11 protein-coding genes are annotated in these 14,209 nt (G+C 61.2%); 4 read left to right on the top strand and 7 right to left on the bottom strand.

Annotated elements, in window-relative coordinates; genetic code table 11:
• Positions 1 to 18: 18 nt before the first annotated feature.
• Positions 19 to 363, bottom strand: a complete 345-nt coding sequence (locus D109_RS0112270; RefSeq protein WP_003219101.1) for a YggL family protein — start codon at positions 361 to 363, stop codon at positions 19 to 21.
• 235 nt (positions 364 to 598) lie between these two features.
• On the opposite strand from D109_RS0112270, the gene dacB reads away from it, so the two are divergent.
• Positions 599 to 2,059 carry a D-alanyl-D-alanine carboxypeptidase/D-alanyl-D-alanine-endopeptidase gene (gene dacB / locus D109_RS0112265; RefSeq protein ID WP_017477151.1) on the top strand — a complete coding sequence of 487 codons (1,461 nt, stop codon included), beginning with the start codon at positions 599 to 601 and terminating at the stop codon, positions 2,057 to 2,059.
• 78 nt (positions 2,060 to 2,137) lie between these two features.
• On the opposite strand, the gene D109_RS0112260 is transcribed toward dacB, so the two are convergent.
• Both D109_RS0112260 and rlmKL read right to left on the bottom strand, forming a co-directional pair.
• The gene (locus tag D109_RS0112260; RefSeq protein ID WP_026077916.1) at positions 2,138 to 4,537 is read right to left on the bottom strand and encodes a diguanylate cyclase; all 2,400 of its coding nucleotides are present in this window, start codon (positions 4,535 to 4,537) and stop codon (positions 2,138 to 2,140) included.
• 140 nt (positions 4,538 to 4,677) lie between these two features.
• Complete coding sequence (gene rlmKL, locus D109_RS0112255) at positions 4,678 to 6,942, bottom strand: bifunctional 23S rRNA (guanine(2069)-N(7))-methyltransferase RlmK/23S rRNA (guanine(2445)-N(2))-methyltransferase RlmL (protein WP_017477149.1); 2,265 nt, start codon at positions 6,940 to 6,942, stop codon at positions 4,678 to 4,680.
• A 532-nt stretch (positions 6,943 to 7,474) separates the two neighbouring features.
• Here rlmKL and rmf point away from each other — a divergent pair.
• Positions 7,475 to 7,690: a ribosome modulation factor gene (rmf, locus tag D109_RS1000000132810; RefSeq protein WP_002553055.1), complete on the top strand. Its 216-nt coding sequence runs from the start codon at positions 7,475 to 7,477 to the stop codon at positions 7,688 to 7,690.
• Positions 7,691 to 7,810: 120 nt separating this feature from the next.
• On the opposite strand, the gene D109_RS0112250 is transcribed toward rmf, so the two are convergent.
• From D109_RS0112250 to sctC, 4 genes are all read right to left on the bottom strand, one after another.
• Positions 7,811 to 8,836, bottom strand: coding sequence for a quinone-dependent dihydroorotate dehydrogenase (locus D109_RS0112250; RefSeq protein ID WP_017477148.1), 1,026 nt, complete (start codon positions 8,834 to 8,836; stop codon positions 7,811 to 7,813).
• Positions 8,837 to 8,922: 86 nt separating this feature from the next.
• Positions 8,923 to 9,384 carry a transglycosylase SLT domain-containing protein gene (locus D109_RS0112245; RefSeq protein ID WP_026077915.1) on the bottom strand — a complete coding sequence of 154 codons (462 nt, stop codon included), beginning with the start codon at positions 9,382 to 9,384 and terminating at the stop codon, positions 8,923 to 8,925.
• Positions 9,381 to 9,746, bottom strand: a complete 366-nt coding sequence (locus D109_RS0112240; protein ID WP_017477146.1) for a winged helix-turn-helix domain-containing protein — start codon at positions 9,744 to 9,746, stop codon at positions 9,381 to 9,383. The genes D109_RS0112245 and D109_RS0112240 overlap by 4 nt, the downstream gene beginning before the upstream one ends.
• 173 nt (positions 9,747 to 9,919) lie before the next feature.
• Positions 9,920 to 11,383, bottom strand: coding sequence for a type III secretion system outer membrane ring subunit SctC (gene sctC, locus D109_RS0112235; RefSeq protein ID WP_017477145.1), 1,464 nt, complete (start codon positions 11,381 to 11,383; stop codon positions 9,920 to 9,922).
• Between the two features lie 237 nt (positions 11,384 to 11,620).
• Here sctC and D109_RS0112230 point away from each other — a divergent pair, with 237 nt between their 5' ends.
• Entirely contained in the window at positions 11,621 to 12,820 is a 1,200-nt protein-coding gene (locus D109_RS0112230) for a CmpA/NrtA family ABC transporter substrate-binding protein (RefSeq protein ID WP_017477144.1), read from the top strand.
• Between the two features lie 12 nt (positions 12,821 to 12,832).
• Positions 12,833 to 13,408 carry an ANTAR domain-containing response regulator gene (locus D109_RS0112225; protein WP_017477143.1) on the top strand — a complete coding sequence of 192 codons (576 nt, stop codon included), beginning with the start codon at positions 12,833 to 12,835 and terminating at the stop codon, positions 13,406 to 13,408.
• Positions 13,409 to 14,209: the final 801 nt, after the last annotated feature.

Below are 14,209 nucleotides of genomic sequence, written 5' to 3'. Positions count from 1 at the left end.
GGTCGCTTTTTCATGACATCAGACTGCCGGGTTGATCGGCTTTTCTGGATGCCAAGCGTCCAACAGGGCGCTGACTTCAACGCGGGTCAGCTCTGGACGAGCCTTCAGCCACGCTTCAACAGCGGCACGCTGCTCTTCGTTGACCGAACCACGGGTGGCTTTGCAAACCAGACCGAAGTCATCACCGCCGACGTAGTCCAGGCCATTGCCGTCCATTGCTTCAGTCAGGAATGCTTCGAGGAAAGCGTCAACCGCTTCATCGTCCAAACCTTCTTTGAAGTCCAGGTTCAGTTCGAAACCCAGCTCTTGAAATTCATCAACGCACAGTTTTTTGCGCAGACGCCGGGAACGGTTAGTCGCCATTGGAACAATCCTCTTAAGTAATAACGGGCGGCACTTTAGCAGTTTAAGCAGGCCTTTGCCCGATTCTCTGGGACAGGCGGCAGAGTGCCAGTAAAAAAAACCGCCAATTGCAGCTATCGTTCAGCCACAAGTGCGACAGCCTTGGGGCATAATGCCGACACTTTCATGACCATTGAGGGATTTTTCGTACATACCCCTCACCTTTTTACCCCTCAGCAGTAGGGTTTTAATTCTTATGATCAAATCTTTGCGTCCACTGTTACTCGCCAGTTTTCTTCTCCCCCTGGCTTTTTCCGTTACCGCTGCCCCGATCAACACTTCCCTGCCGCCCAAGGTCCAGGAAGCCCTCCAGAAAGCCAAGCTGCAAAACAATGCCCTGTCCCTGGTGATGATTCCCCTCAATGGCCCGGGCACCCCTACCGTGTTCAACGCCGACGTATCGGTCAACCCGGCCTCCACCATGAAGCTGGTCACCACCTACGCGGCCCTGGAAATGCTCGGCCCCAACCATCAGTGGAAAACCGAGTTCTACACCGACGGCACCCTCAGCGGCGGCATCCTGAACGGCAACCTGTACCTCAAGGGCGGCGGCGACCCCAAGCTGAACATGGAAAAACTCTGGCTGCTGATGCGCGACCTGCGGGCCAATGGCGTGCAGCAAGTAACCGGCGACCTGGTACTGGACCGTGGCTTCTTCATCCCACCGCAACTGCCGGAGTTCAATGACGACGGCAACGACGAGAACAAGCCGTTCCTGGTCAAGCCCGATGCCCTGATGGTCAACCTCAAGGCGCTGCGCTTCGTCACCCGCAATGATTCGGGCAAGGTGCTGGTGTCGGTCGAGCCGCCGATTGCGAGCATTCGCATCGACAACCAGGTCAAGGTCTCCAACGCCAAACAATGCACCGGTGACGTGCGCTACAGCCCGATGACTGCCGCCGATGGCAGCGTCACCGTGACCGTCAGCGGCCAGTTGGCGGATGGCTGCAGCTCGCAGACGTATCTGTCGTTGCTGGACCACGCCACCTACACCGCCGGCGCCGTTCGGGCGATCTGGAAGGAGCTGGGTGGCAGCATCCAGGGCCGCGACATCCAGGCGCCGGTACCGAAGAACGCCAAGGTGCTGGCCCGGGCGTTCTCGCCGGACCTGGCGGAAATCATCCGCGACATCAACAAATACAGTAACAACACCATGGCCCAGCAGCTGTTCCTGAGCCTGGGCGCGCAGTACCGCACCGATGCCGACGGCGACGACGCCAAGGCGGCCCAGCGCGTGGTGCGCCAGTGGCTGGCGAAAAAGGGCATCACCGCACCTCACCTGGTGATGGAGAACGGTTCCGGCCTGTCCCGCGCCGAACGGGTCAGCGCCCGCGAGATGGCAACCATGCTGCAAGCGGCGTGGAGAAGCCCGTACGCGGCGGAATACATCAGCTCGCTGCCGATTGCCGGCACCGACGGCACCATGCGTAAACGCCTGAAGACCACGGCCATGCGCGGCGAAGCCCACGTCAAGACCGGCACCCTGAACACCGTGCGCGCAATTGCCGGTTTCAGCCGTGACAACAATGGCAATACCTGGGCAGTGGTGGCGATTCTCAACGATCCGAAACCGTGGGGTGCTTCTTCGGTACTGGACCAGGTGCTGCTGGACCTGTATCGCCAGCCTAAGCTGGCGGCGACCGTTCCGGTGCTCTAACGGCAACAAAGATCAAATGTGGGAGCTGGCTTGCCAGCTCCCACATTTGATCTCTAATAGCTTGAATGGCCATGCACTTCAGGCAAGCGCCCGCTCTGCCTCAACTCTATCCCTGCCCGCCTGCTTCGCCGCATACACCCCTGAATCCGCCCGCAGCAACAAACCGTCAACGCCCTCCTCGACTCGCCAACTGGCGATCCCGAAACTGGCAGTCACGATACCGACATCCTCCATCGGCTCACTGCGCAACGCCTGCCACAACTCCAGGGCAACACTGAACGCCTGGCTGCCGTCGGTATTGGGGCACAGCACCACAAACTCCTCGCCCCCCAGCCGGCAAAACACATCCGTACGCCGCAATCGTTGGCTGATGCGCCGGCACAATTCCTTGAGCACTTCATCGCCGACCGCGTGGCCGTGCTGGTCGTTGATACGTTTGAAGTGGTCGATGTCGAACATGATCACCGACAACGCTCCAGAGGCGCGCTTGACTCGAATCATCTCGGCCTTCAGCCGGTCCTGGAAGTAGCGTCGGTTATGAATACCGGTCAGGGAATCGGTAATCGACAGCGCCCGCAGCTCTTCCTCGACCCGCTTTAGATCAGAAATATCCGACACATAGCCATGCCATAACGTACCGCCGCCGGGGAGTTCTTCCGGCGTCGCTTCACCGCGAATCCAGCGCAGCCCACGCTGGGGCAATTGCACCCGGTACTCTTCACGCCAATGGCTCAACTGCAGCGTGGACAGACGAATGGAGTCCCGCACCCGCTCCACGTCCAGCGGATGAATCCGCTGGAAAACCCTCCGAGCATCCTGCTGCAACACCCCCGGCTCGATCTCGTAGATATCGCGAATGCCGTCGCTGGCATAGATGAAACGCGAGTCGCCGTTCGGTTCCAGGATGAACTGGAAAATACCGCCGGGCACATGGGCACTGAGTTTCTTCAGCAGGCGGTCCCGCGCGGCCAGTGCCTCATAGGCACGCTTTTGTTCGGTGACATCCAGGCAGATCGCCAGGTGCCCGACCCACAGGCCATGCTCATCCAGCAACACGGTGGCGAGCATGTTCACCGTCAGATGGCTACCGTCCTTGCGCACCAGCGTCCACTCACGGGTCTCGTGCACCGCATCGGCGCCGTCCACCAGCATCGCCTGGCCTGGCGCGATACGCTTGCCCAGCGCCGCGCTCAACTGCACCGCGCGGGCTTCCAACTCGGGCGCCAGATGCAGGCTTTCGAGGGTCAGGTGACCCAGGACCTCGTCCACCTCAAAGCCCAGCATTCGCTCCGCGCCGGCGTTGAAGGTGGTGATCACACCGCGCAGGTCAGTGGCAATGATCGCCACCTGGGTCGCCGCATTCAGCACGCTGCGCAGTTGGCCGTGGGTGCCCCGCAACTCCTGTTCACGCTGACGCAATTGGGCCGTGCGTTGCTCCACCAGTTTCAACGCGCGCTGGCGCTGGCTGACCAACACGTAGAGCAGCGCACTGAGCAGCAGGCTCAGCAGGCTGCCCATGACCAGGATAGTGGCCTGCGAAGAATGATTACCCTGCAGGAACACCTGGCTGGGGCGCAGGCTCAAGGCGTAGACGTGGTCGCCAAGCGTCAGCCGGCGTACGGCCATCAGGTCGCTGTCCGCCACGGCGTTGCTGGATTCATACAGCACGCGCTTTTCTGCGTCGGAAGTATCGACGATCTGCGTCACCAGATTGTCCCGGTCCGCCTTGGGCAAGCCGTCGGCCACCAGCTGGCGCATGCTGATTACCGCCATGACGTAGCCGTAAGGTTCGCTGATGGGCGCTTGTGGCGTCGGTGCCCGACTGACGGGTGCCACCAACAGCACGCCCATGGCGTAGGCCGGCTCCACCCCCACCAGTTGCATGGGCTGGGACACCGCCATTTTGCCGGACTGTCGCGCACGCTCCACCGTCGAGCGTCGCAGTGGCTGGGCCAACAGGTCAAACCCCAGCGGCGAGCCAAGCAGGCTCTGGGTCTGGCTGTACAGCACCGGCACATACTCATCGTGCTGAGCGGCCGGGGCCAGTTCTCCCGCTGCGTTCAATTCGCGAATGGAAAACCTCACCCCGCGCTCAGCCGTAATTTCTTGTTCAAACGCGCTGCGCTGGTCCCGTAACACCCGGGGCGCCCAGGCATAAGCACGGGTGCGCAACAGCAAGGGCTGCGCAAAACCGTCGAACTCTTCGCGGGAGACCGTAGTGGAATTGACGAAAAACCGCCGCAGGCTGCCCAGGCGTTGTTCCTGGTCCTCAAAGCGTTCCTGGAGGCGGCTGTAGCGCTCGTTGACCAGCAACTGGAAGCGCTGGCGCACCTGCTGTTGATAGAGATCGGAGGCCGCCCAGGCGACGACGATTGTCAGCGCACTACCGGCCAGAAACACCACCACCGCCACCAGCCACGCCGATACTTGCTCACTCATAAAGCCTAGGATTTTTGGGCGGACGGCATGCAGCGGCATAGACAAGACTCGGAACGCCAGCGTGCAGGTGCGTCACTTTGGCAAGGCATTAAGTTATAGCCACAGGACATGCGTTTGACCAGCGCAAAAAAAACCGCAAGGCCGGAATGATCCGGGCTTGCGGCTTCAGAACGCAGTGATCAGCGAGCGGTGATTTTCCACGCCCGATGGATCTTGGCGTTGCGCGCAAAATCCGGGTCGATGGTCTTGTCACTGATCTCCTCGACGGCGTAACGCTCGACGAGGTTGTCTTCCAGCTGGAACTTGCGGAAGTTGTTGGAGAAGTACAACACGCCGCCCGGCGCCAGGCGTGCCATGGCCAGGTCCAGCAACTGCACGTGGTCACGTTGCACGTCGAAGATGCCTTCCATGCGCTTGGAGTTGGAGAAGGTCGGCGGGTCGATGAAGATCATGTCGAACTCATCGCGGCTGGCTTCCAGCCAGGCCATCACGTCGCCCTGCTCCAGGCGGTTCTTGTCGGAGAAACCGTTGAGGGAGAAGTTGCGGCGCGCCCAGTCCAGGTAGGTCTTCGACAGGTCGACGCTGGTGGTGCTGCGCGCGCCCCCCTTGGCGGCGTGCACACTGGCGGTAGCGGTGTAGCAATACAGGTTGAGGAAGCGTTTGCCGGCCGCCTCTTTCTGGATGCGCATGCGCATTGGGCGGTGGTCGAGGAACAGGCCGGTGTCCAGGTAATCGGTCAGGTTGACCAACAACTTGACGCCGCCCTCGCTGACCTCGGTGAACTTGCCCTGGGCACTCTGGCGCTCGTACTGCTTGGTGCCGCTCTGGCGTTCGCGACGCTTGACCACCACGCGGTTCTTGTCGATGCCCAGCGCCTGGGGAATGGCCGCCAGGGCATCGAACATGCGGGCCGAGGCTTTTTCCGGGTCGATCGACTTCGGCGCCACGTACTCCTGGACGTGAACCCAGTCGTGGTACAGGTCGATGGCCATGGAGTATTCCGGCATGTCGGCATCGTACACACGGTAGCAATCGACGCCCTCGCGCTTGGCCCACTTGCCCAGCAGCTTCAGGTTCTTTTGCAGGCGGTTGGCAAACATTTGCCCGCCTTCGCTCAAACGCGCTTGCTCGACCACCGGGGCCGGGGCAGGTTTGATCGGGTTACCGTTCTTGTTGTACTGACGCTCTTGCGGCTCGGTCGGCGTCTGGTCGTAGGCGGCTTGCTCGCGCTCGGCCTGGCGTTGTTCCGGGGTGCGACGCTCGCCGGTGACGAACTGGTCCGGAGTGACCTTGATCAGCAGCAACTTGCACGGCAGGGCGCCGTTCCAGAACGAGTACTGTTTGTGGCTGCGGATGCCCATGCGCTTGCCCAGGTCCGGAGCACCGGTGAACACTGCCGCTTCCCAGCCCAGGCAGGCCTGGCGCAGACGCTCACCGAGGTTCTGGTAGAGGTACAACAGGCTGGCTTCATCACCCAGACGCTCGCCGTAAGGCGGGTTGCAGATCACCAGGCCTTTCTGGTTCTGGTCCGGGCGCGGCTCGAAGGTGCCGACTTCGCCTTGGTAGATCTTGATCCAGTGGCTCAGGCCGGCGCGTTCGATGTTGTTACGCGCGGGTTGGATCAGGCGTGGGTCAGCTTCGTAGCCCCGAATCCATAGCGGTGGCTTGGCCATGCCGATGGCCGCGCGTTCGCTGGCCTCGGTGTGAAGTTTCTTCCACAGCGCCGGAACGTGGCCGAGCCAGGCGGTGAAACCCCACAGCTCACGGTTCAGGTTGGGCGCCATGTCGGCGGCAATCATCGCGCCTTCCACCAGGAAGGTACCGACGCCGCACATCGGGTCCGTCAGCGCGCCGCCTTCGGCAGCGATGCGCGGCCAGCCGGAGCGAATCAGGATCGCCGCCGCCAGGTTCTCTTTCAACGGTGCGGCGCCCTGCTGCAGGCGGTAGCCGCGCTGGTGCAGGCTGTGGCCGGACAGGTCGAGGGAGAGGATTGCTTCGCCACGGTCCAGGCGCAGGTGAATGCGCAGGTCCGGGTTGATCTTGTCGATGGACGGACGTTCGCCGGTCGGGGTGCGCAGTTTGTCGACAATCGCATCCTTGACCTTCAGCGCGCCGAAGTGGGTGTTGTCGATGCCCGAGCCGTGGCCACTGAATTCAACGGCCAGGGTGCCGTCGGCGAGCATGTGGTCTTCCCACTCAATGTCCAGCACGCCGTGGTAGAGGTCTTCGGCGTCCTTCATCGGGAAGCGCTTGAGCACCAGCAACACGCGGTTGGCCAGGCGCGACCAGAGGCACAGGCGGTAGGCGGTCTCCATGTCGGCCATGCCGCGCACGGCCGAGGTGTGCTCGCGGGCTTCCTCAAGGCCAAGCCCGACGGCTTCCTCGATCAGCAGGCCTTCGAGGCCCTTGGGGCAAGTGAGGAAGAGTTCAAAACGGTCCGACATGGGGCATTCCAGGCTTTTCAGCAATAAGTGAACGGGCGACGCATCGCGCGTTCGGTTTTCAATCAAGCGCTTTTCTTGAAGAGCGCTCGTGTGGCACGAATGTGCCGTTCCACCCCGGCTACCAGCCTTTTGGGCCTTTATCGACGGGGCAGTTCAAGTATTTGATGCAACAAAAAGAAATATCCTGACCCTTCGTCGAATAATAACCGACTGCAACGGGAGGGCTTTCTCACTAAAGGATTAAACCCATCCTCTTTGAAGGGCACATCATAGCTGGGTTTGCCCAATAAAAGGGGCGAAATGCCATCCCAGCTTATGGCCATAGCATCATTATCGTTACGTGCTTATGACAAAACGATCATTGAATCCATGTGACCTATTGGTTAGAACTCAACACAGGTTGGCGCCGTAACGACGCCGACACATTGGCTCGCCACGCCGGCAGCGAGCCCACCAACGGCAGAAAAACTCTGCCCGGCCTCGGACGAGGCCGAAGGATATCAAGACAGTCAACAAGTGAGGGAAACACCCTATGAGAAGACTTAAGCGTGATCCGTTGGAAAGAGCATTTTTACGCGGATATCAATATGGCGTTCATGGCAAATCCCGTGAGCTTTGCCCATTTACTCTACCGTCGGTACGCCAAGCCTGGATCAACGGCTGGCGAGAAGGACGCGGCGACAACTGGGACGGTATGACTGGCACTGCGGGAATCCACAGACTCAACGAACTTCACGCCGTCGGCTAATCAAGGGCATTTAATTCCGACACCAGCACGAATAAGCAACCACTTAACCACGCACGCCCCATCCGGGCGGCGGGCTTCGGCCCAGGGGCTCCTTCGAGGAGCCCTTTTTATTGCCCGCTATCAGCTTCGTGGCAGTGCCGCGATCGCATCCACCGACTGGCGAATCAATGCCGGGCCCTTGTAGATAAAACCGGAATACAACTGCACCAGGCTCGCCCCAGCGGCGATTTTCTCGGCCGCGTGCTTGCCTTCCGTGATGCCGCCCACCGCAATGATCGGCAAGCGCCCGGCCAGCTCGGCCGCCAGCACCTTGACGATGTGGGTGCTCTGGTCGCGTACCGGCGCACCGGACAGGCCACCCGCCTCGTCACCAAAGGCCAAGCCTTCGACGCCAACGCGGCTCAGGGTGGTGTTGGTGGCAATCACCGCGTCCATTCCGGAGTCCACCAAGGCCTGGGCCACCAGTATGGTCTCTTCGTCGCTCATGTCCGGGGCAATCTTGATCGCCAACGGCACGCGCTTGCCGTGGCGCACCGCCAGGTCTTCCTGGCGCTGGCGCAAGGCTTCGAGCAGTTGCTTGAGGGAGTCGCCAAACTGCAGGCTGCGCAGGCCCGGGGTGTTCGGCGAGCTGACGTTGACGGTGACGTAGCTGGCGTGGGCGTAGACCTTGTCCAGGCAAATCAGGTAGTCATCCACCGCACGCTCCACCGGCGTGTCGAAGTTCTTGCCGATGTTGATCCCCAGGATGCCTGTGTACTTCGCCGCCTGAACCCGCGACAGCAAGTTATCCACGCCCAGGTTGTTGAAGCCCATGCGATTGATGATCGCCTCGGCTTCCGGCAGGCGGAAGATCCGCGGCTTCGGGTTGCCCGGCTGCGGCCGTGGGGTCACGGTGCCGATTTCGACAAAGCCAAAACCCAACTGCGCAAAACCGTCGATGGCCGCGCCGTTCTTGTCCAGGCCGGCAGCCAGGCCAACCGGGTTGGGGAAATCGAGCCCCATCACCGACACCGGCATTTTCGCCGGAGCCTTGCACACCAGACCATTGAGCCCCAGGCGGCCACCGGCACCGATCAAATCCAGGGACAGATCGTGGGAGGTTTCCGGAGAGAGTTTGAACAACAGCTGGCGGGCCAGGGTATACATGGGCGGGATTGACTCGGATGGCGGCGAAAGGTGGCGGCGATTATAGCCGGGGTGAAGGGCTGCATGCGAGGCGTGCTGTCCAATCGTCAGTTGCGGTACGCCATCAGTTCCTCGTAGCGAACCCAGATTTTTTGCGCATAGCGAAGACGCAGGGCCTCGCGCTCAGGCCCAGGGCCACCGCCCACGTTGTAGGAGCCGATCGCCGTCCAGTTGTAGCCGAACTGTTTGACAAAGTCGGCAAGGATCGATGCACCGACTTCCACCGACAGGCAAGGCTCATCCAGCAAGCGTTGTTCGGTAATGCCCAACTTGAGCAGGCGCGGCAGGTGAATGCTGTTGATCTGCATCAGCCCGATATCACGGGTGCCATTGCTGTTGGCGTAATTCATGGCCTCGGCGCGATAACCCGACTCCACCGCGGCGATGGCTTGCAGCAGCTCCGGTTCGACGTCATAGCGGCTGGCGGCCTCGGCCCAGCAATACGCCCGGGCTTCATTGCTGAAGCCGAGTGCAAGCAGCAGCAATCCCTTGCTCCAGGCGCGTCTCATGCCCGGCTTCGACCGCAGGCAGAACAGACATGGCTCGCAACCGTGACGGCACAGGTCACTCGGTACCCTTTGCCGTATACCGTCTTGATCAGGCCCCTACCGTCCTTCAAGATTTTACGCAGCGAACAGATGCAACGGGTCAGGGACTCTTCGGTGGCCTCGTTATGGGGCCATGCCTGTTCCAGCAAGTGATCCTTGGTCACCAACACACCCGCCGACGCCAGCAGCACGCGCAGCACCTGCCCCTCCTTGGGCGGTAATTGAATATCCGAATCTTCGCCGGTCAGCCTGCCGTCGCCATGCAATGTCCAGCGATCAAAGACCATGGGGGCAGCCAGTACCCCGTTATTCACCACGGCCATTCGTACCTCTGCACCCAACTCACCCTCATTTCCAACACTTGTTATCCCGAAAAATCGCGACTATAAAAAGCTCACCCGCGTTATAGGAGAGGCAAAAGCCCCCATGCACTGTTTTTTCCAGACAGGCTGCGTAGGACTTTTCGGCACCACCCCGCACAGGAACAACGGCGGTTTTATCCCTCGCCCCGGCGGGTAAATGCGCGTTTCACCTGCTCATACTGGGAGGGTGTCAGCGGCGGTGCCTGCCCCGGCTCTGCACGGGTACGCACAGCATCCCCAAGCGCCGCCGCCTGAATGACAAACAGCCGGACACTGTTGGCCATAGGCCCGTAATAGCGTCCGGACAAAGCGGGCCCGGCATCACGCTGAAAATCCCCCACCAGCAGCCTTCTGCCCGGCGCTACACGCACCACGCTGCTGATTCCCACGCGCTCCACCGCCGCCGAGCGCTTGTCGCGACTGCCAGCCTTGCCCCGCTGACGGCCATCCTCAATGGTGAGCAGCATCTCGATTTCACCCGCCTCGGCGAAGCGCGGCAAAACACTGACCTGCGTGCCGTAGACCACCGGTTGCCACTCGTCACTGTCCTCACCCGGCCGGGGCAGATAGAACGTCTGGTTATCGTTGAACACCGCCGGCACATTCTCCTGGGTAAGAATCACCGGCAACGCCGTGACCTTCGCTCGCCGACGCGGCTCCAGTGCCATGATCCGCTTCATGAAAGCGTCGTCCTCGACGGGCGCCATGACCCGGGTTGCGGAAGGCTCGCCGGGGCCCTCATGCATGGCCGCGCCCAGCTTCTTGAGCTCATCGCGGTCCACATCCACCAGCCACAAAGAAACCTCCACTGCACGCTTCGGCACATCCAGTTCCGCCACCAGGCTTTCGATAAAGCTCACCTGCTCAGGTTTGCCCTTGATCAACAGGCTGTTGGTGTCCGGGTAGGCCAGCACCGAAATATCGGTGTCGCCCAGTAATCCGGACTGCCCCCGGGAGGCACTCTCCTGCTCGACGGCCAGCAGTTTTTCGATCACGGATGCCATGCCTGGCACCGTGATGGTTCTGTCGTCCATCTCGTACTCGCGGTCTGCAACGTGGGTGTTGAGTATCTGCACCACCCCGATCCGCTGCGGCCCCATGCGCAGTTCCGCACGCTGGCGGTCCATTAGTTGCGCCAGGCGCAACACATGGTCGACATAGTTCGGCGGCCCGGACACATAGAACATCCGCGCCCCACTCGCCCGCAGCGGATAACGCGCCTCGTCGAGCCCCGAACGGCGCATGAACCCGCGCAGGATATCGACCGAAATGTGCCGCAAGGTCACCACCGAGCTTTTCGCCTCGTCGGCGTCATAGAGGTAAAGCACCAGGCCGTCGCTGTGCCAGATCAAGCCGTGCTGCCGGGCGACCGACTCCAGCAGCGGTTGGGGCGAGTCGAAATCGAACGCCCCGCTGATGCGCTTGCGCGCCGCCGCCTGACTGACAACGATCGGCTGCCCCAGCGGCAACGACAATGCGGTAAAAAACGTGTGCAGACTTTCATCACGAGCTTGGTACGACTCCCCGAAAGCGCAGGGGCTGCCCAACAGCACCAGGCCGAAAAGCAGCGTCGAAAAACGGGAAAGGTTGATGAACATGCCTGCAAGGCCCGGGCTGAAAGAGCGGCCATACTGCGAGGCAGGCCAGTTTCAATCCTGATGGAAAGCTGACGCCCCGCCCATCCTGTGCGCTTCGTGGCATGTGCCTTGCTTTGCCTTGTCTATCGCAGCCCGCGCCAACGGCGGAACGGGCTCAAGGACACAGACGTCGTTACCCCGGACCCTCACTGTGAGTGGCCCGACGGAACGGCGTTTTTTTATGAAAGGTACCTATTGATGAGTGATCCCCTGGCTTGGGTCAACGGCAGCGATGCCCCGGAAAAGAGCAGCCTCAACCTGGGCTTCATGGCCCTGAGCGATTGCGCCTCGGTGGTGGTCGCCGCCACCCAGGGCTTCGCGCAGCCCTATGGCCTGACGTTGAATCTCAAGCGTCAGTCGTCATGGGCCAGCCTGCGCGACAACCTGGTCAGCGGTGAACTGGACGCCGCCCACAGCCTGTACGGCCTGATCTACGCGGTGCACCTGGGCATCGGCGGCGTGGCGCCCACCGACATGGCCGTGCTGATGGGCCTGAACCAGAATGGCCAGAGCATCAACCTGTCCCGTGGCCTGCAACAGTTGGGGGTGATCAGTCCTGAGGCGCTGGATCGTCGCGTGCACCAAAGCCGAACAAAACTCACCTTCGCCCAGACCTTTCCCACAGGCACTCACGCCATGTGGTTGTATTACTGGCTGGCGAGCCAAGGCATTCATCCACTGCAGGACGTGGACAGTGTGGTGGTGCCTCCGCCACAAATGGTTGCGCACCTGCAAGCCGGGCGTATCGATGGGTTCTGCGTTGGCGAGCCCTGGTGCGCGAGTGCGGTAAAGCAAAATCAAGGCTTCACCCTGGCGACAACCCAGGCGATCTGGCCAGACCATCCGGAGAAGGTCCTCGGTTGCACCCAGGCGTTTGTCGAGCAATACCCTAATACCGCCCGGGTGCTGGTGATGGCCATTCTGCAAGCCAGCCGATTTATCGAAGAGAGCGTTGAAAACCGCCGCTCCACCGCGCAACTGCTGAGCGCCCCGCAATACCTCGACGCGCCGCTGGACTGCATCGAACCGCGGCTGCTGGGCAACTACGACGACGGCCTCGGCAACCACTGGCAGGATCCCCACGCGCTGCGCTTTTATGGCCACGGCGAGGTCAACCTGCCCTACCTGTCTGATGGCATGTGGTTCATGACCCAGTTCCGCCGCTGGGGATTGCTGCGGGAAGACCCGGACTACCTAGGTACTGCACGCCGCGTACAGCAACTGGATATCTATCGCCAGGCGGCCAGCGCCGTGGGGGTGCCTGCCGGTGGCGAGGCCATGCGCAGCAGCCAGTTGATCGACGGCAAGGTCTGGGACGGTTCGGACCCCGCCGGGTATGCCCGCAGCTTTCGCCTGCACGCCATGGCAGACGTTTCCAGTCGCCAGGCCTTGCGCTGACAGGAGGATCTTATGTTGCGAATCCTGTTGATCAACGACACGCCGCGCAAGGTTGGGCGGCTCAAGGCCGCGTTGACCGAGGCCGGGTTTGAAGTCATTGATGAGTCTGGGATGACGATTGACCTGCCGGCGCGCGTTGAAGCGGTGCGTCCGGATGTGATTTTGATCGATACCGAGTCACCGGGGCGGGATGTGATGGAGCAGGTGGTGCTGGTCAGCCGGGACCAGCCGCGGCCGATTGTGATGTTTACCGATGAGCATGATCCGGGGGTGATGCGTCAGGCGATCAAGTCCGGGGTCAGTGCCTATATCGTCGAAGGGATTCAGGCGCAGCGGCTGCAGCCGATTCTGGACGTGGCGATGGCCCGGTTCGAGAGTGACCAAGCGCTGCGCGCACAGTTGCAGGCGCGGGATCAGCAGTTGGCGGAGCGTAAGCGGATTGAGACGGCCAAGGGACTGTTGATGAAAATGAAGGGGTGTAACGAGGAAGAGGCCTACACGCTGATGCGGCGTCAGGCGATGAGTCGGCAGCAGAAGCTGATTCAGGTGGCGGAGCAGATTATTGCGATGAGTGAGTTGTTGGGGTGAGGGGTGGGTCGGGGTGTATATCCGTTATTTAGGTAACGGCCGCTTATGGTTCCGCTCTTACAGCGGCTCACTTTTGAAGAGCGCAAAAGTAAGCAAAACGCTCTTGCCCCACCACTCGGCACCTCGCTTAGGCTCGGTGTGCCCTCACTCCGGCTTTGGACCGTGGGCCGCCGCGATGGGCCATCCTTGGCCCAGCGCGGCTAACCCGGCGTCCTGCCGGGTTACCCACGCTCCAAAGCCTGCGTTCGGCCAGCGTGGTTTAACGGGGCGCCTAAGATCAAGATCAAAAGCAAGAGCACAGCGGCCTCCCGGCCGGCTTGAGTGTTTAGAAGCAAAATCAAAAGCTAAAGCGGGCACGGTCAAATGTGGGAGCTGGCTTGCCTGCGATAGCATCAACTGGGTGTACCTGATGCACCGAGTTGTCTGCATCGCAGGCAAGCCAGCTCCCACAGAAAAGCAGCTCTGTTTTCGCTCTGGATCTTGCCTCTGCTTTTAACACTCAAGCCGGCCGGTAGGCCGCTGTGCTCTGGCTTTTGATCTTGATCTGCGGGCCCCGTTAACCACGATGGCCGGAGTGCGGGCATGCCGAGCCTAGGCGAGGCACCGAGTGGTGGGGCAAAGCGTTTTTTGGTTACTTTTTTAGGCGTTTGTAAAAAAGTGACCCGCTGTAAGAGCGGAACCCTAAGCCGCCGTTACCGCAGCAACGGATATGTACACCCCACCCCAGCCCACCCCCATCACCGCTCCACGGGCACCGAAAGCCCCGAACCCCCAAGCGCATGACTACGCGCATCAAAAAAC

Origin of the sequence: Pseudomonas sp. PAMC 26793 (assembly GCF_000313235.1) — a bacterium.
Taxonomy (GTDB): Bacteria; Pseudomonadota; Gammaproteobacteria; order Pseudomonadales; family Pseudomonadaceae; genus Aquipseudomonas; species Aquipseudomonas yamanorum.
Note: the sequence above shows the minus strand (reverse complement) of the source record. Positions and strands in the feature narration are given on the sequence as shown.